This is a genomic window from Pseudomonas sp. LB3P25, from assembly GCF_054897985.1.
Genome location: NZ_CM142711.1, coordinates 3,208,189 through 3,226,037 on the forward strand (window position 1 = coordinate 3,208,189; position 17,849 = coordinate 3,226,037).

Annotated in this window: 12 protein-coding genes and 2 pseudogenes; 7 read left to right on the plus strand and 7 right to left on the minus strand. The window is 57.5% G+C overall.

The window, feature by feature from the left end; translation table 11 throughout:
* Positions 1 to 25: 25 nt before the first annotated feature.
* The 5 genes from ACYZTW_RS14575 to ACYZTW_RS14595 are packed head-to-tail and all read right to left on the minus strand — an operon-like array spanning position 26 to position 5,776.
* Positions 26 to 1,495 (minus strand): glycoside hydrolase family 32 protein, encoded by a 1,470-nt coding sequence (locus tag ACYZTW_RS14575; RefSeq protein ID WP_462005459.1) that lies wholly within the window; start codon positions 1,493 to 1,495, stop codon positions 26 to 28.
* Between the two features lie 29 nt (positions 1,496 to 1,524).
* On the minus strand, positions 1,525 to 2,661 hold the full coding sequence (locus ACYZTW_RS14580) for an ABC transporter ATP-binding protein (protein WP_462005460.1): 1,137 nt from the start codon (positions 2,659 to 2,661) through the stop codon (positions 1,525 to 1,527).
* A 27-nt stretch (positions 2,662 to 2,688) separates the two neighbouring features.
* Complete coding sequence (locus ACYZTW_RS14585) at positions 2,689 to 3,531, minus strand: carbohydrate ABC transporter permease (protein WP_462005461.1); 843 nt, start codon at positions 3,529 to 3,531, stop codon at positions 2,689 to 2,691.
* Positions 3,528 to 4,490, minus strand: coding sequence for a carbohydrate ABC transporter permease (locus tag ACYZTW_RS14590; RefSeq protein WP_462005462.1), 963 nt, complete (start codon positions 4,488 to 4,490; stop codon positions 3,528 to 3,530). Before ACYZTW_RS14590 ends, ACYZTW_RS14585 begins: the two co-directional genes overlap by 4 nt.
* An 11-nt stretch (positions 4,491 to 4,501) precedes the next feature.
* Positions 4,502 to 5,776, minus strand: a complete 1,275-nt coding sequence (locus ACYZTW_RS14595) for an ABC transporter substrate-binding protein (protein WP_462005463.1) — start codon at positions 5,774 to 5,776, stop codon at positions 4,502 to 4,504.
* A 170-nt stretch (positions 5,777 to 5,946) separates the two neighbouring features.
* Between ACYZTW_RS14595 and ACYZTW_RS14600 the strand changes: the two genes are divergently transcribed.
* From ACYZTW_RS14600 to ACYZTW_RS14625, 6 genes and pseudogenes are all read left to right on the plus strand, one after another.
* Entirely contained in the window at positions 5,947 to 7,512 is a 1,566-nt protein-coding gene (locus ACYZTW_RS14600) for a carbohydrate porin (protein WP_462005464.1), read from the plus strand.
* A 107-nt stretch (positions 7,513 to 7,619) separates the two neighbouring features.
* Complete coding sequence (locus ACYZTW_RS14605; RefSeq protein WP_462005756.1) at positions 7,620 to 7,736, plus strand: thiolase C-terminal domain-containing protein; 117 nt, start codon at positions 7,620 to 7,622, stop codon at positions 7,734 to 7,736.
* A 194-nt stretch (positions 7,737 to 7,930) separates the two neighbouring features.
* Complete coding sequence (gene pgi, locus ACYZTW_RS14610; RefSeq protein ID WP_462005465.1) at positions 7,931 to 9,595, plus strand: glucose-6-phosphate isomerase; 1,665 nt, start codon at positions 7,931 to 7,933, stop codon at positions 9,593 to 9,595.
* Positions 9,596 to 9,997: 402 nt separating this feature from the next.
* A pseudogene (locus tag ACYZTW_RS14615) lies at positions 9,998 to 11,005 on the plus strand (methyl-accepting chemotaxis protein); the annotation flags it as partial.
* A 102-nt stretch (positions 11,006 to 11,107) separates the two neighbouring features.
* Positions 11,108 to 11,863: a methyl-accepting chemotaxis protein gene (locus ACYZTW_RS14620; RefSeq protein WP_462005757.1), complete on the plus strand. Its 756-nt coding sequence runs from the start codon at positions 11,108 to 11,110 to the stop codon at positions 11,861 to 11,863.
* Between the two features lie 177 nt (positions 11,864 to 12,040).
* Positions 12,041 to 14,617 carry a bifunctional diguanylate cyclase/phosphodiesterase gene (locus ACYZTW_RS14625; RefSeq protein WP_462005466.1) on the plus strand — a complete coding sequence of 859 codons (2,577 nt, stop codon included), beginning with the start codon at positions 12,041 to 12,043 and terminating at the stop codon, positions 14,615 to 14,617.
* Positions 14,618 to 14,650: 33 nt separating this feature from the next.
* Here the strand turns inward: ACYZTW_RS14625 and ACYZTW_RS14630 are convergent.
* Positions 14,651 to 14,833 (minus strand): annotated as a pseudogene (locus tag ACYZTW_RS14630) (hypothetical protein); the annotation flags it as partial.
* 579 nt (positions 14,834 to 15,412) lie between these two features.
* Here ACYZTW_RS14630 and ACYZTW_RS14635 point away from each other — a divergent pair.
* Positions 15,413 to 15,628 carry a hypothetical protein gene (locus tag ACYZTW_RS14635; RefSeq protein ID WP_462005467.1) on the plus strand — a complete coding sequence of 72 codons (216 nt, stop codon included), beginning with the start codon at positions 15,413 to 15,415 and terminating at the stop codon, positions 15,626 to 15,628.
* A 460-nt stretch (positions 15,629 to 16,088) separates the two neighbouring features.
* Here the strand turns inward: ACYZTW_RS14635 and gabP are convergent, their stop codons facing one another.
* Positions 16,089 to 17,480, minus strand: a complete 1,392-nt coding sequence (gene gabP, locus ACYZTW_RS14640; RefSeq protein WP_462005758.1) for a GABA permease — start codon at positions 17,478 to 17,480, stop codon at positions 16,089 to 16,091.
* Positions 17,481 to 17,849 lie beyond the last annotated feature (369 nt).

Here is a 17,849-nt window from a genome sequence, read left to right on the forward strand (position 1 = left end):
CTTCTCGCGACTCGAATGACGCCGCTCACAGCCATCCCGAGGACAGAGGCCATGCCTTGGGAATGGAAACACGTCCGCCACTGCCGCTTGCCAGAAGCTTCACCCCCAGGCTGTCGAGCTTTGGATAGAGGCGACTGCTGATAGTGAAGCGCCCGTTTTCGTCGAACACCTCGATGGAAGAGCGATCGAGAAATACGCGCAGCTCCAGTCGCTCTTGCGTCGGGTCTATCGACACGCTGCGCTGACCGGTGACTTGCGCACCCGAGCGGCTGCGGTCCAGCACCAGACGCTGCAGCGACGCATCGTAGTAGAGCAGGGTCTCTTCATGGCCATCGTCGCTGCAGCGCAAAGCGATTCCCAGGTGACCGTCAGTGCAGCCGCGCAAATCCAGAAGCACATGGATTTCCAGCATGTCGCCACTCACTGCCGATACCCACCGGGTTCCCGACTTGTCCCACCAGGGTGTGCTCGGCAATGGCGCCTTGCGTAGCGCGGTGAGCTCCCGTGCCGGATACACGCAGAGGCGATCGGCGTGCAGTTCAAGTTCGCGCGGCAAACTGAGCATGCCGCACCAGTGATGGGCCTGGCTCGGCATCGGGCTGTCCCAGATGTCGAGCCACGCCCACACCAGACGCCGGCCATCGGCGGCCAGCAGCGTTTGCGCCGCATAGAAATCGTGGCCGTTATCCAGCTCGATAAAAGGCCCGCCGGTGAAGTGCCACTCGCTATCGAGGAGGCCCACTCGATAACCGGTATGGTACTTGTTGAGCCGGTCGTAACCCTCGGGTTGCATGCCCTGGGGCGAGTACAGCAGCACATCGCGCCCGTTCAGGCGAAACAGATCCGGGCACTCCCACATATAGCCATCGCCCTCGCTGCCGCTGGACACATAGTCGAGGAACTCCCAAGTGTGCAGATCCGTGGAACGGTACAGCGGGAGCAACGGCACATCGCCCAGACGTGCGCCGGCAATCAGGTACCAGCAGTCATCCTCCTGCCATACCTTGGGGTCGCGAAAGTGCATGATCGTGTCTTGCGGTGCGGTGTCGATGACGGCGCCATGCTTGACGAACCGGATGCCGTCGGTGCTGGTGGCCAGGCACTGGACTTGACGGATCGAGCTTTCGTCACCCACGGCCTTCAGCCAGGTGTGCCCGGTGTAGATCAGTGCCAGGGTATCGCCGCACACCACCGCGCTACCGGAAAAACAACCGTGGCGGTCGAAGTCATCGCCTGGCGCCAACGCCATGGGCAGATGCTGCCAATGGACCAGATCGGCACTCTTGGCATGTCCCCAATACATCGGGCCCCATTTCGCGTCGAAGGGGTGGTGTTGATAGAACACGTGATACTCGCCGCGAAAGTACACCACTCCGTTAGGGTCGTTCATCCAGCCTGCCGGGGGGGCAAGATGATAACCGGGCCGGTAATCGTGAATGACGCGCGACAAGCCGTCACTCAGTGCATGTTGCGCAAGTTCAAGGGTGCAAGACATTGGATCGCTCATGGTATTCAAAGACAAAGTTATAGGGCGCCTGCTCGTGCCGGGCGCGAAGGAACGCCATCGGGCAGGGTTTCAATGGCGTGGCGCTTCAAGGCCGTGCCGTCGGCGTCGAACAAGTGCAGGTTGCCGATGTCCAGCTGCAGCTCGACCCGATCGCCTACCTGCCATCCGGCGCTGACCTCACAACGACAAATCAGTAGCTCGTCGTGACCGGTATCGAGGTGCACATAGGTTTCGCTGCCCAGGTATTCGACCCCGGTCACCACGATGCCGGGTCCCTCTGCAGCCTTGAGCGACACCTGCTCCGGGCGAATCCCCAGGCTCAGCAGCGTGCCCTCCGCCAGGTTCGAGCTGTCGAAGGGCAGGGATGTTTTGCCCAATACGAGGTTATAGACCAGGCTGGTTTCGCCTGGGGCATGCAGGCGCACCGTCAGGAAGTTCATTTTGGGTGAACCGAGAAAACCGGCGACAAAGCGGCTGGCGGGGCGTTCATAGAGTTCGCGCGGTGAGCCAACCTGCTCGACGCGACCGCCATTGAGCACGACAATTTTGTCGGCCAGGGTCATCGCTTCAACCTGATCGTGGGTGACGTAGATCATGGTCGAGCCGAGTCGATCATGCAGCCGGGCGATTTCGTTGCGCATCTGCACCCGCAAGGAGGCGTCCAGGTTGGAAAGCGGCTCATCGAACAACAAAATGTCCGGTTCCCGCGCCATGGCCCTGCCCATGGCCACACGCTGACGCTGCCCACCGGACAGTTCCTTTGGCTTGCGTTGCAGCAGGTTGTCCAATTGCAGGATTTTCGCCGTTTTCAGCACGCGCTCGCGCAGGCTGGTCTTTTCCGTCTTGGCCAACTTGAGGCCAAAACTGATGTTGTCGTAGACGCTCATGTGCGGGTACAGCGCATAAGACTGAAACACCATGCCGACACCACGCTCGCGCGGCTCCAGGTCGTTGACCCGACGCCCATCGATCAGCAGGTGGCCGGCGCAGATCGAATCCAGTCCGGCGATCAGGCGCAACAGGGTCGACTTCCCGCAGCCTGAAGGGCCAACGAACACCACGAATTCACCCGCCGCGATCTCCAGGCTGACGTCGCGAAGAATGCGCATGCCGCCCAATTGTTTGTTCACTTTGTCTAGCTTCAATTTGATCACGATGCTGTTCCTTATAGTTGTTGGGCATCAACCCTTTAACGCGCCGGCAGTGAGACCGGAAACGATTCGGCGCTGGAAGATCAGCACCAGAATCACCAGTGGGACGGTGACCACCACCGATGCGGCCATCAACAACCCCCAAGGCAACTCATGGGGGCTGCCGCCGGAAATCAAGGCGATGGCGACCGGCACCGTGCGTTGGGTGTCGGTGAGGGTGAAGGTCAGGGCAAACAGGAACTCGTTCCAGGCGGCGATGAACGCCAACAAACCCGTGGTGACCAGTGCGGGCCAGAGCAGGGGCAACAGCACGCGGGTCAGCGTGACCCACGGCGAAGCGCCATCCATGATTGCCGCTTCTTCCAATTCGTGGGGCAGTTGTCCCATGAATGTGGTCAGCACCCAGACGGTGAAGGGCAGGGTGAAAATCGTGTAGCTCAGGATCAACGCCCAGGACGTGTTGTACAGACCCAGCGCGCGAATCACTTCGAACAGCCCGGACAACACCGCGACCTGAGGAAACATCGACACGCCAAGGACCATCATCAAGACGGTGCCACGCCCACGAAACTTCACCCGGCCCAAGGCATAGGCGGCGGTCAGGCTGAGGAACAACGCCAGCGTCACCACGCTAAGAGCAACCACCAGCGAGTTGCCGATCGCCCGCAGGAATGAGGATTGATGGAGTACCGCCGCGTAATTGGAGAAGTCGGGGTTATTGATCCAGTAGCTCACCTCGAACAAGGCGCTGGACGGCTTCAGCGAAGTCACGATGGCGTAGTAGAAAGGGAAGACCGCATACAGCAGCAAAACCCCGATCAGACACCAGAACCCGAGACGCAACAAGGCTTTTTTCAGTAGGCGCTGGTTCATGACCGAACCTCTAGTTGACGGCGTCCGAGGTAGAGATAAAGCATCGCGATCACCGCAACGACCAGAAACAGCAGAGTCGAGGCCGCGCTGCCGTAACCAACGTCCTGGAACTCCACCAGGTGCTGGCGGGCATAGACCGACATACTCATGGTGCTCGAAGAGTTCGAGGTCAGCACATAGATCACGTCGAATACCCGCAGGGAATCGAGGATGCGGAAGATAGCCGCCACCAGCAGAGCGGGCATCAGCAGGGGAAGCGTGACACGCCAGAACACCCTCAGCGGGTGAATGCCATCGACTCTGGCGGCTTCGTAGCAATCGCTCGGTAACATCTGCAAGGCCGCCAGCGTCAGCAGCGTGACAAAAGGCACGGTCTTCCAGACGTCGACGATGATCACCGCCCACATCGACAGGCCCGCATCTGCCGTCCAGGCTAGGGGCGCGTCAATCAGGCCGAGGCTCAGCATCAGGTGATTGATGATGCCGAACTGGTCGTTAAGCATCCATGACCAGATCTTCGCCGAGACAATGGTAGGAATCGCCCAAGGAATCAGAATCAACGCCCGCACCAGGGAACGGCCGGTGAACTTGATGTTCAACAGCAACGCCACCAGCAATCCGAGTACGACTTCCAGTCCCACCGACACCACGGTGAAATGCAAGGTGTTGCGCACGGCGTTCCACCATTGAGGATCGACCAGGATGCCCGACCAGCTGGTACCGTTGTGGAACAGGTAATTGCTCAGGCCGATGAAGGTTCCGCCACGGGTGTCCGCCAGGTTGGCGTCGGTCAGGCTGAACCAGAATGTGCGCAGTAGCGGCCAGGCCGCCACCAGGGCCAGACACAGCAACATCGGTGTCAGAAACAGCCAGGCCGCGCGTACTCGGCGGCGCTGTACCGGCGTTTCCCTGGTGGGGAGGAGCTCGTCATCGGAGGCAGGGATAGAATAGACAGGCATGATGATTTCCTTTACCAGTTCCGGCGTTTAATGCTTGTGAGTTCGCTTTCCAGCTCGGCCAGTGCCTGATCGACCGGTAGCTCGCCCGCCAGCACGCCATGCACTCGATCGAAGAACGCATTGGAGACCCGTGGATAGCGATCGGCGGTGATGGCAGCGGGGCGCATGACCCCATCGTTGAGAATGCTGTGCAGCTGAGCGTAATAAGGCATGGCCGCGAGCAATTCGGGGTCTTGATACAGCGACTCGATCACCGGGTTATAGGCGCCGACCAGAGCCCGATGTTTCTGCTGTTGGGCACTGCTCAGGTAGGTCACCAGCTCTGCGGCAAGTTTTGGATGGGCACTGTAACGCGATACCGCCAGGCCCCACCCGCCGAGGGTGGCTGCATGGGTGCCGGTGGTGCCGCCACGGGGCAGGGGGGCGACCCCGACCTTGTCTTTTACGACACTGTCCTGGCCTTGCACCAGAGCCCAGACATAAGGCCAGTTACGCATGAACAGCGCATTTCCCGACTGGAATACGCCACGGCCTTCTTCCTCGGTGTAATTGAGTACGCCCCGTGGGGAGATGTCTCCCACCCAGCTTTTCGCCAGGGTCAAAGCCGTTCTTGAAGCCTGACTGTTGACCACGATGTCGCCTCGTGGATTGACCAGTCCGCCTTCCGGTTGGCTGCTAATCCACTCCAGCGCATTACACGTCAGGCCCTCGTAGGCGCGCCCTTGAAAGATGTAACCCCACGCATTGGGGTTCCCGGCAGTGCGCTCGGCCTGTTGAATATTTCTCGCGGTAGCGGTCATTTCCTCCCAGGTCTGGGGAACCTGCTTGTTGTACTTCTCGAGCAAGTCCTTGCGGTAATACAACAGGCCCGAGTCAGTGAACCACGGCATCATCACCAACTGTCCGTTCACCGTGGCGTTATCCACCTGTGCCTGGAAGTAGCCCTGGGTCGCGTTGGCGGGAAGCACCTCGCGCAGGTCCATCAGATGTTTGGCCAGCATCCCCGGCCACACCATGTCGATTTGAATGATGTCGATGTCGCTGGACTGCGCACTGAGGATCTGTTGGTAGAACGACAACCTCTCGGTCGCCGAGTTAGGCGTGGAAACCACTTCGACGTGGTTGCCGGTCTGTTTCGACCACGCCTCGACAGCCTCCTTGCACAGTTGCAATTCCGCACCCACCGCCCCACACGAGATCGTCAGATCGGCTGCGCTCGAGAGGGATGGAAGTCCGGCACAAAGGGTGAGTAGCGCGGCTGGAAGGAGCGATTTCAGTTGTTTCATAAAGCCCTCTTTATTTTTGTTTTTTTTAGCGTTAACGTTAACACCGCCAATGTAGCAGCGTATTTGCGATGAGGCATCTTTTTTTTTTCGTGGATTTTGGTAATCCACCGTTCACGAAAAAAATGGTCAGTCGCAGAAACAAAACAATAAAAACAAAACAGGAAATTCCCATGCAGAAAGCATCAAACTGGCTACTCGCAGGCGTGCTCAGCACCTCGGCGGCCACCACTCAGGCCGCGACTCTGGAAGAACGCATGGCCGCGTTTGAAGCCCGTGCCAGCGCAGCGGAAAGGCGTGCGGCCGCAGCCGAACAGCAAACCCAGGCGCTTGCAAGAGAATTGCAGCAGATCAAAACCGCCACTCCCACCTTGCAGCCCGCGGCGTCTACTGCAGCAGCCATTTCGGCGCCTGCTTTGGACACCCGACTGGCAAAACTCGAAGCCCGTCAGCAAAGCATGGAGAAAGAGGGCAGCAGCGGGCACCTCACTGACGGCTTCAGCTTCAAAGGCTACGCCCGCTCCGGGTTGCTGATCAACGATGGGCTGGGTGGTGGTCGTGGCGGCCCTTATACAACCCCGGCCGGTTCAGTCGGTGGCGCCGTCGGGCGACTCGGTAACGAAGACGACACCTACATGCGTATAGACCTGTCGAAAGAAGCCTATGCGCAAAACGGCACCCATTCCAAATTCACGGTGTCCATCGCCGATGGAGTGGAAAGTACCAATGACTGGACGGCCGAAGAAAGCAACCTGAACGTGCGTCAGGTATTTACCGAACTCGATCACCTCGCCGCCTTCAAGGGCAATTCAGTGTTCGAGAATTCCACCCTGTGGGCAGGCAAACGATTTGACAGAGATAACTTCGATATCCACTGGCTGGACTCGGATGTCATCTTTCTGGCCGGCACCGGGGGTGGCATTTACGATGTGCAGATGAACAAGGATTGGCGCTCGAATTACTCCTTGATCGGGCGTAACTATGGGGATTTCAGTGAGGGCGGAGTCAATGCCGATGTGGAAAGCTACATCCTGACCTCCAATCAGTTCTTCGATAATGGTCAGTGGCAGTGGATGTTCAATGGCATTGGCTCGAAGAAAAACGATTTTGGCACTCGCACCAACAAAGCGGGTCTGACGCCTGCGGATTCCGGCTTGCACAGCATGGTGGCCAATCATCAGAAAAACTTTTTCGGCAGGGAAGGCTTCTTCAAAACGGCGTTGCTCTATGGGCAAGGTCTGGGGGCAGAGGTCAAGAATGTCGGCTCGGATGGCGAGCTGATCGACGATGCCCGCGCGCTGCGTCTGGCGCTTTACGGCGAGACACCCATTGCACCTGGCTGGCGCATCGGTCCCAGCTTGCTGGCCGAACAAAGCAAGGACAGATACGTCAAGGGTGACGACTACCGCTGGATGACCCTGAACGTGCGGTTGGCCAATGAAATCAACAGCAATTTCGAGATGGCCTACGAAATGAGCTGGCAAACCATGGACCTCGACCCCAAGGGCTACCTGCAACGTAATGCGGTCGACGGTAACTTCTGGAAATTCACGATTGCCCCAACATTCAAACTCGACGTTGGAGACCTTTTCACACGTCCCGAATTGCGCGTGTTCGCCAGCGTCATGAACTGGTCCTCGGACCTGGACCGATACAGTTCCACAGACAACTTCGGCAAGTCGGACTTCAACGCCGGTGGTGTATGGCAGTACGGCATACAGATGGAAACCTGGTTTTGATCTCTGGGTCATCTGCGACAGGCTTCATGCCGTAACCAAACTTGCGTGTTTTTTGATCGTGCCGCTGCCTCACTTTTAGGTGCGATGGTGAAGTAGGGCTGGTCGACCTGCCCGAACTTTACGATGGTTTTACCTTCAATGGGTTGCTCTGGTTGGAGTCGATGAACTTCTGTCCGGAAGGCGACGGAGGTCACTCCGTAGAAGGTGGCGAACGTCCGCGCTGACGGGCAGGAGAGGTAGGTGGGCAAGCGCGGGCGCAGTACCGCCTCGTCGATTCGCTCAGCCAGAAGAGATCGGTCTTGCGGCGTTAATGGCAAGCGTAGCAGCAGCGATGATTAACGGCGGAACCTAGTTGTAGATGGTTACACCATCCAGGTGACACCAGTGAGCGAACAATAATTTATAGGCAGTGATTTGAATGGTGCATTACTCAAACTCTCATGATGTGACACTGATGTCCGGCTGGAAGGCGCTCTCCCGACACCGTGAATCGATGAAAAATTTCAACATGCGTGAGGCGTTCAACACAGATCCGCAGCGCTTTACTCAATTCACCCTCAGCAGCTGTGGCCTGTTTCTCGACTACTCGAAGAACCTGATCAATACCGAGACCCGCAACCTGCTGGTGGGTCTGGCCAACGAAGTCGACCTCAAGGGCGCAATCAAAGCGCTGTTCGATGGCGAAATCGTCAACTCTTCCGAAGGGCGCCCGGCCCTGCACACCGCACTGCGCCGCCCGGTGGGCGACAAGCTGTCGGTCAACGGCGTCAACGTGATGCCCGATGTGCACAAGGTGCTGAATCAGATCACCGACCTCGTGGGCCGTATTCACGACGGTCTGTGGCGCGGTTACACCGAGAAGCCGATCACTGACGTGGTGAACATCGGCATCGGTGGCTCGTTCCTCGGCCCTGAGCTGGTCTCCGAAGCGCTGCTGTCCTACGCCCAGAAAGGCGTGCGCTGCCATTACCTGGCGAATATCGACGGCAGCGAGTTTCACGAACTGTCGATGAAGCTTCGCGCCGAGACCACGTTGTTCATCGTCTCGTCGAAATCCTTCAATACCCTGGAAACCCTGAAAAACGCCCAGGCTGCTCGTGCCTGGTATCTGGCCCAAGGTGGCTCCGAAGCCGAGCTGTATCGTCACTTCATCGCGGTCTCGAGCAACAATGCCGCCGCTGTGGCGTTCGGCATCCGCGAAGAAAACATCTTCCCGATGTGGGACTGGGTGGGCGGACGTTATTCGCTGTGGTCGGCCATCGGTTTGCCGATCGCCCTGGCCATCGGCATGTCCAACTTCAAGGAACTGCTGTCCGGTGCCTACACCATGGACCAGCACTTCCAGAGCGCGCCATTCGAACAGAACATGCCGGTGCTGCTGGCGTTGCTGGGTGTCTGGTACGGCAATTTCTGGGGCGCGCAAAGCCACGCGATCCTGCCGTACGACCACTACCTGCGCAACATCGCCAAGCACTTGCAACAGCTGGACATGGAATCCAACGGCAAGAGCGTGCGCCAGGACGGCACGCCAGTGTCCACCGATACCGGCCCGGTCATCTGGGGCGGCGCCGGCTGCAACGGTCAGCATGCTTACCACCAGTTGCTGCACCAGGGCACTCAACTGATTCCGGCCGACTTCATCGTGCCAATCGTCAGCTTCAACCCGGTGTCCGATCACCACCAGTGGCTGTACGCCAACTGCCTGTCCCAGAGCCAGGCACTGATGCTCGGCAAGACCCACGCCGAGGCCGAAGCCGAGCTGCGTGACAAGGGCATGAACGAGGATGAAGTGCAGAAGCTGGCGGTGCACAAGATGATCCCGGGCAACCGTCCGAGCAACACCATTGTGCTGGAGCGCATTAGTCCGCGTCGCCTGGGTTCGCTGGTGGCGATGTACGAACACAAAGTCTTCGTGCAAAGCGTGATCTGGGGTATCAACGCCTTCGACCAATGGGGTGTGGAGCTGGGTAAAGAGCTCGGCAAAGGCGTCTACAACCGCCTGACCGGTAGCGAAGAAGCGCCGGCCGAAGACCCGTCAACGCAAGGGCTGATCAGTTACTTCCGTGGTCTTCACCGTGGCTGAGAAGCCCCCATACTGTTCGAAAGAAGTCTTCCTGCTCCAGCGATTCGGCTCTCTTTTACTGGCCCTCAGTCGCAACCGGGTCGGGGCCCGACTCACAGCCAACACTTCATCCATTCGCGAGTTCGCCCCATGTTCGCCTCTCTTTCCATCCGCCTGAAAATCGTTCTGCTATCCGGCCTGTGCCTGCTGGGCGTGGTCGTCCTGATCGTCGGCATGAACATCTACCAAACCAATCGCAACGTTGAACTGGTTAGTGCCTCCAGCAGCAAGATGCTCACCGCCAGCGTGCAGGATTTGCTCCAGGCTAAGGCGGCCGAGCAAGCCGTGCGGGTACAGAAAACCTTCGGCGAAAGTCTGCTGGTGGTGACCGCTCTGGCCGATCAGATCAAAGACATGCGCACCATGGCTGCCAAACGTTCGCTGGAGGCCGGCGCCCTGCGCGAGGAGTTGAACCAGAGCCTGAAAACCGCCTTCGAGCGCAACAGCAAAGTGCTGGGGATCTGGCTGGCATTCGAACCCGATGGCCTGGATGGCAAGGACAGCGAATTTGCCAACGATGCGGCTCGACAGTCCAACGAAGCCGGTCGCTTCGCCAGTTACTGGAGCCGCGTTGGCGGTGCCGGGATCAACACGATCATGGTCGAAGAAGACATGACGAAGACCACCTTGAGCCTCAGCGGCACGCCTTATAACAGCTGGTACACCTGCCCCCGCGACAGCAAGCGCACCTGCCTGCTGGACCCGTATGCCGACACGGTTGCCGGCAAGAAAGTGCTGATGACCACCATTTCCGTACCGCTGTTGGTGGATGGCAAATCTATCGGTGTGGTCGGTGTGGACATTGCCCTCGACGCCCTGCAAGCGGCGGCTGTCGACTCCCAACGTGACCTGTTCAACAGCGCCGGGCACATGCTGATCGTCTCTGCCAGCGGCGTGCTCGCCGGTTATAGCATCGATGCCAGCAAAGTCGGTAAAAGCATCGGCGACACCTTGGGTGTAGACGGCAAGGACATTCTGCAACTGCTCAGCGGCGGCACACCGAAGATCCTTGAACAGGGCGACCTGATCCGCGCGGTGTACCCGGTCAGTCCGATTGCCGAGTCCAAAGCCTGGGGCGTGGTGATCGACCTGCCGAAACACGTGTTGCTGGCCGACTCGGTGAAGTTGCAAGCCGTACTCGATGACGCCCAGCAAAGCGGCACCCTCAAAGCCGTTTTGGTGGCGGTGATTGCCGGCCTGGTCGGACTGTTGCTGATCTGGCTCACGGCCTCCGGTGTGACCCGGCCGATCAACAGCGTGGCCGAGATGCTCAAGGCGATTGCCAGCGGCGACGGCGACCTGACTCAACGTCTGCACTACAGCAAGAAAGACGAACTGGGCGAACTGGTGAGCTGGTTCAACCGCTTCCTCGACAAGCTGCAACCCACCATCGCGCAGATCAAACAAAGCATCACCGATGCGCGCGGCACCGCCGATCAGTCTTCGGAAATCGCCCGCCAGACCAGCGAAGGCATGCAGGTGCAGTTCCGCGAAATCGACCAGGTCGCCACCGCGTCCAACGAAATGAGCGCCACCGCCCACGACGTCGCCAACAGTGCCTCTAGCGCGGCGAATGCGGCCAAGGGTGCCGACCAGTCGGCCCGCGACGGCATGCAGATCATTGAACGCAGCACCCGCGACATCAATCAACTGGCCGACGAAGTCAGCAAGGCGGTGACGGAAGTCGAAGCATTGGCGGTCAACAGCGAGCAGATCGGTTCGGTGCTGGAAGTGATCCGCAGCATCGCCGAGCAAACCAACCTGCTGGCGCTCAACGCGGCGATTGAAGCGGCGCGTGCCGGCGAGAGCGGGCGCGGATTTGCGGTGGTCGCCGATGAAGTGCGCAACCTGGCCAAACGCACCCAGGATTCGGTGGAAGAAATCCGCATTGTCATCGAACGCATCCAGACCGGTACTCGCGGCGTGGTTGCTACCATGCATTCGAGCCAGACCCAGGCCCACAGCAACGCCGGGCAGATCCAGCAAGCGGTGCAGGCCTTGAGCAAAATCAGCGACGCGGTGACGGTCATCAGCGACATGAACCTGCAAATCGCCAGCGCCGCCGAACAGCAAAGCGCGGTAGCCGAAGAGGTCAACCGCAACGTCTCGGCGATCCGCACGGTCACCGAAACCCTGACCGGCCAGGCCACCGAATCGGCACAGATCAGCAGCCAGCTCAACTCGCTGACCACCCATCAGATGACATTGATGGATCAATTTCGGGTATAGCAAACAATCACAAATCCCTGTGGGAGCTGGCTTGCGCCTATTCCGTTAGAGACGGATGGCCAGTCGCTTCTTACCATCTGATTGGCTTACAGGTGCCATCAGTGCATCGCCGCACCGACGATTTGATTGGTCTCTTATCGTCGAGGCGATGTGGCTTACCACTCGCTCAGGCCTATCATGCTTAAATCTGCTAATACCACCCTTTACTCGTCAGCTGAAATGCGCACCAGTGCCTCATTGGCACATGCCTCTTTGATCACGTTCTCTGCGATTCTTACCGTCGTCTTTGCAATGGCGGTCTCACTGCTGTTGTATTTCGCCCATGGCCTGAATCGCGCAGAGCAGGAACAAGCGCAGTCCCTGATTGAGAAAAGCATCGACGGGGCTGAAAAGTCCCTGCATTTGACCGTTAAGGACTATGCATTCTGGGGTGATGCCTATAAGCATTTGCACCGTACTGTCGATTTCGACTGGGCGTATGTGCGAGAAAATTTCGGTCCGGCCCTATTTGATGACTTTGGCTTTCAGGGCATGTTCGTACTGGGACCTTCCGATCGTACCGTCTACTCCGTGATAGAGGGCAAGTTCCAGTCTGTATCGGCCGCGGACTGGATCGGGCGGCCCATCGATGAGCTAGTAAGCAACGCTCGGGCCGAGTCCGAGGACGGAGAGGTGGTAACCTTGATTACGACGCTCAAAGGTACGCCGACGTTGATCGCGGCAGCGGCCATTACGCCAGGCACGGACTCCACTGTAGTGCCGGATGGCAGGCCATCATCAGTGATGATGGTCGTCAAAATACTTGACCCCGCCAAGCTGGACGAAATCGGCGAAAATCTGGGTATCAAAGGGCTGCGCATTGCTGCGGACAATGACACAACCGAGCCACGCGCCATATTGCATGGTGACAACAACAACGTCATTCAACTGCAATGGAGCGCAGTGAAGCCAGGACGGCAAATGGTTATCCTCGTGTTGCCGATGATAGTTCTGGCAGGGCTCACCATCTTTCTGATGACTTGGATCATGCAGCGTCGCAACACAAAGGCCGCGCGCGCTCTGGACGGGAACCATGAGTTGTTGAGAAACAGCCAAGCCGCCCTGGCCATAAGCGAATCGCGCTTTCGCGACGTGGCGGAAGTCAGCTCTGATTGGATATGGGAAACTGATACTGAAGGGCGAGTAACTTATTTGTCCGATAGGTTCGAGACGGTGACCGGTCTGTCAAAGACCCAATGGTTAGGCAGTTTGATCGACAATCTGGTCGACCTGCAACACGGCACACTGCTGGATTGGTTTCGAAGCAACGATAGGCGTTGCAATACGACCACGGAATGCGGCTATACCGATGTCCATCTACGTAAACGAACCGCCAGAGTGGCAGCGCGCAATATTCACAATCAGGGTTTTCGCGGCACCGCGACTGACGTGACTGAAGAAATAGAATCGCGCCAACGCGTCGAGTACCTTTCAAAACACGACGTGCTGACGGGGCTACCAAACAGAAGCCAGTTGCGCGACTTTCTTGAAAGCAAGTTGGTCACAGTGCTTGCATCAAACTCACCGTTGGTCATGCTGACCATCGACCTTGATCGGTTCAAGCCGGTCAACGACCTTCTTGGGCATGCTGCGGGTGATCGTGTACTGAACAAGATTTCGGATCGACTCAAACAGTGCGTCCGCAACGAAGACATTGTGGCTAGAGTGGGCGGTGACGAGTTTGTCATGGTCATCTCCGGCAGGGTTGACCACTCGGAAGTCGAAACCATTTGCCGCCGATTGATTGGTTTGATCGAGCAAGCCATCGTGATCGATGGCCAAGACATCTTTGTCAGCGCTAGTGTGGGGATTGCAATGGCCCCCGAGGACTCGTCGCAGGCAACTGAATTGTTGCGTTATTCAGATATTGCGCTGTACGAGGCAAAAGCCAGCGGTCGCGGTATCTGGCGATTTTATGATGGAGAGATGAGCGACCGGATCATTGAGCGTAGACGATTAGAAAGCGATCTTCGATATGCTATCAATCATGGTGAACTGCGACTTCAGTTTCAGCCCAGGTTTCGAATTTCAGACGGCAAGATGGTGGGAGCCGAGGCATTGGTTCGTTGGGAGCATCCTAAACGGGGCCTTTTGGCCCCTGACGAGTTTATCCCGATCGCCGAAGAAACAGGGCTCATCACTGCGCTCGGCGATTGGGTCATGCACACGGCTTGCAGCCAAGCTATTCGTTGGCCCGAGGAGCTGTTCGTATCGGTCAATGTTTCCTCGAAAGAATTCCAGGGAGGTCAGTTGGTCGAACGCGTAAAAACTGCCTTGACCGCGTCTGGCCTAGTGGCGGCACGGCTCGAACTGGAAGTGACTGAAAGCGTCATGCTGGAAGATGCCGACAATGCACTTGTCTCGATGCGAACCCTGAAATCACTCGGGGTCAGAATGTCGATGGACGATTTTGGTACGGGTTACTCGTCCTTGAACTATTTGCGGTCGTTTCCGTTCGATGGGCTTAAGATCGACCGTAGCTTTGTCAACAGGCTGAGCGAGGACCACACTAACCTGGCGATCATAAAGGCCGTGATCGGGCTGGGCCGCGCACTCTCGCTCACGGTGACCGCCGAGGGTATTGAAACACTTGAACACCTTCAGTTGCTCGATTCTGTTTCCTGTGATGAAGGCCAGGGTTATTTACTGAGTCGGCCATTGTGTGCGAGCAAATTCGACGACTTGCTGCTATCAGCTAAGCATGTCTGTCGATAGATGAAAATTGGCGACTGGTACTTGGATTCAGCGCGCCTTGGCCAACTTCAGCTGCCCAGGATCGCCAGAGGCTTCCGCTGCCTTCACCTTACCTCGTGCTCCCATCAGTTCGTCGACGAGACGCTGCCGGGCATCTGCGGTCAACGAAGGGTTGCTGCAACGCCACAGCTGCCGGTTGACTACAAAGTAGCGACCGTCAGGTGTCGTGGGATTCATTTCGGAAGCTCCGTGCTAACTCAGTGCAGCGTTCTGGCTTGAAATGCACCGCAACCGATGCACGCCCGGCGTGGGGCTTTCTGACTTGGTATTAGAATGGCGCTCAGCTATATGCTGGCTCTGGGCATCGACGAGTTTCTCGGCCAAGAAACTTCATTGGCAGTTCTCTGGATGGTTTGCGGTTGGTGTCGACGTGCGATTCGCAATACTCCCCACAGCATGGCAATAGCTACCGTCACCCAAGCAGCAAACATGCTGAGAATTGTCATTGCAAGGCTCATATTTCTCTCCTTTGCGTAGTCTTCATCCTGCTCTCCTTGTCTCCATTCGCACATTCAAATTCATGCGTGATTTGAATGTACAGCAGTTATGAGGCTATGGTTTCGAGTATCTGAACGCAATGTGGAAACCATCTTTAGCCTGCAGATCGCTTTGAAACCGGTAGCTAGATCTAATGGTTTAGGCTTTCCAACGACAACTCAGCCGGTGCCTGGGGCTTAGAGCCAGCCCGCGCAGTTGAAACACTGGCGAAATAATCTTGCCGTATGATTCGCGTCATTGGAATCCTAGGTGCTAGAGATGAATCGGCCATCAAGAAGCATGCGCAAACTGCTCGACTCTGTTGCTACCAACAATGAGCACGCGGCGCTGGATGTTATGCGTGCAACTGAGCAGCTCACGGACGAGGTGTTGCGGCAACGGTTGCTCAACCTGGTTCACCGGCTCAATCAGGACGCCGATGACCTGCGTTTGGCGCGCGACGACTTCCAGGGCGGTGCCATCAAATTCGGGTGACTGACCGCCAGCGACTTAGCGGACTGGTTGAACTAACCGTATGTTTGGCGCATGTACGCATGGCAGCTCCGTCAACGTCGAGCCTCGGTTGTCCATGTGATTTCCTATTGAGTACAAACAAGGGCCCTTCGAGGGCCCTTTGTTGTATGCACTTTCGTAATTGCAAGGCCGAATTAAGCTTGGCGCGCTGCTAACGCCTAGTAGCTGTTCATCAGGTTGCGAAATTGCGAATACTGCAATGAGAGGACGTTAGAGCCCGTTCAGGCTTTTCAAGTCATCGGCAACGCTAAGTTGGTGGGCCAAGGACATCCTGGCCGTGCGTGGGCGCCGAAGCGTGAGAAAGGCCAATGGATTTGAAGTTGAAAACTTCATCCAGCGTTTTTACACACTCTGGACCAAATGCAGTCACTACGGCCGCTGTCATCCCTTACAGCGGCCATGACGTGATTGAATCAAACCATCAATTCAACACCACCGCCCCAAGCTTCTCGAGCCTGCGACGACGCGCCACAAACAGACCTGCCGCGATCACCAGAATGCTCAGCACGCCGGTCGCCAGGATCTCCACACGATGCGCTTCCTGGAACAGCATGATGGTCAGTATCCCGACGATGAACACGATCACCGCGTAGGTCAGGCCCGGGAACAGCCACATCTTGTAGTCGATTTTCTCGCCGACGGCCATGCGCTTCTGGCGCATGCGCAATTGGGATACGGCGATCACCAGGTACACCAGCAAGGCGATAGCGCCGGAACTGGCGAGCAGGAACTCGAACACCGCAGCCGGGGCCACGTAGTTGGCGAATACCGCGAGGAACGCTGCTGCAGTGGACAGAATCACGGCCCAGTAAGGCGTGCCGCTTTTGTTGGTGATTTTCGCAACGGCCGGTGCATCACCACGATTGCCCAGGGAGAAGAGCATGCGCGAGGCGGTGTACAGCGCCGAGTTCAGGCAACTGGTCACGGCAACCAGAACCACCAGATCAACGATCAGTTTGGCGTTTGGAATACCCATGCGGTCGAGTACGGTCTGGTAGGAACCAACCTGCGCCAGGCCTGCGTCGTTCCACGGCACCAGCGCCACAACGATGAAAATCGATACCAGATAGAACAAGCCGATCCGCCAAATCACCGAGTTGGTGGCCTTGGAGATTTGCTGGCCAGGGTTCTTCGATTCGGCGGCGGCGATGGTGACGATTTCGGTGCCCATGAACGAGAACATCGTGGTCAGCATCGCGGCCAGAACCGCGCCCATGCCGTTGGGCAGGAAGCCTTGGGTATCGAACAGGTGCGAGACACCGCTGACCTGGCTAGTCGGCAGCAGGCCGAAGATTGCCAGCACGCCAAGGATGATAAAGCCGATGATCGCGACCACCTTGACTAGCGCGAACCAGAATTCGAACTCGCCGTAATTCTTCACGCTGAACAGGTTGGTCACCGTCAACAGCAGGGTAATGACCAGTGTGAACGCCCAGATCGCCACGTCAGGGAACCAGCCGTGGAGGATGGTTGCGGCGGCGTTGGCTTCCAACGGGATCACCAGCACCCAGAACCACCAGTACAGCCAGCCGATGGTGAAACCGGCCCAGTGACCGATCGCCCGATCGGCATAAGTCGAGAACGAGCCGGTGTCCGGCGAAGCGATGGCCATTTCGGCCAGCATGCGCATTACCAGCACCACCAGCGTACCGGCGGCGGCATAGGCCAGCAGCACAGCGGGACCGGCGGCGGCAATGGCGTGTCCAGAGCCGACGAACAGGCCGGCGCCGATGACGCCAGCGATCGACAGCATGGTCACATGCCGCGGTTTGAGCCCCTGTTCGAGGCCATTAGAGCTATGGGGGGTGCTCATTGGCTGCATGGGTTCTCTTGTTTGTTTGGATACGGTCATAGTGGTCAATCCTCGGATTAGATTTATTCTTGGAAGCTTTCCATCCACGTTGAGAAAGATGGATTAAGCGTGACGAAAAATGGTGTATCCATTGACTTTCAATCGACAAAGATCAATTGCCAGAAAGGAATACCTTCGCGTCTCTCCCATTTATTCCTGGACACTCAAACCCTGAACAGAAGGCTAGGACCTCACCCGAGCTGATAGGGAAACCCTATTGCCGGATCCGCTTATACGCCTAGCCTTCACGACTACATATTCAGTCTTTTTTCCTAGGAGATGGCTCTAAATATTGATAAATTGGCTGCCTTATGTCCTCTTTAATTGGGT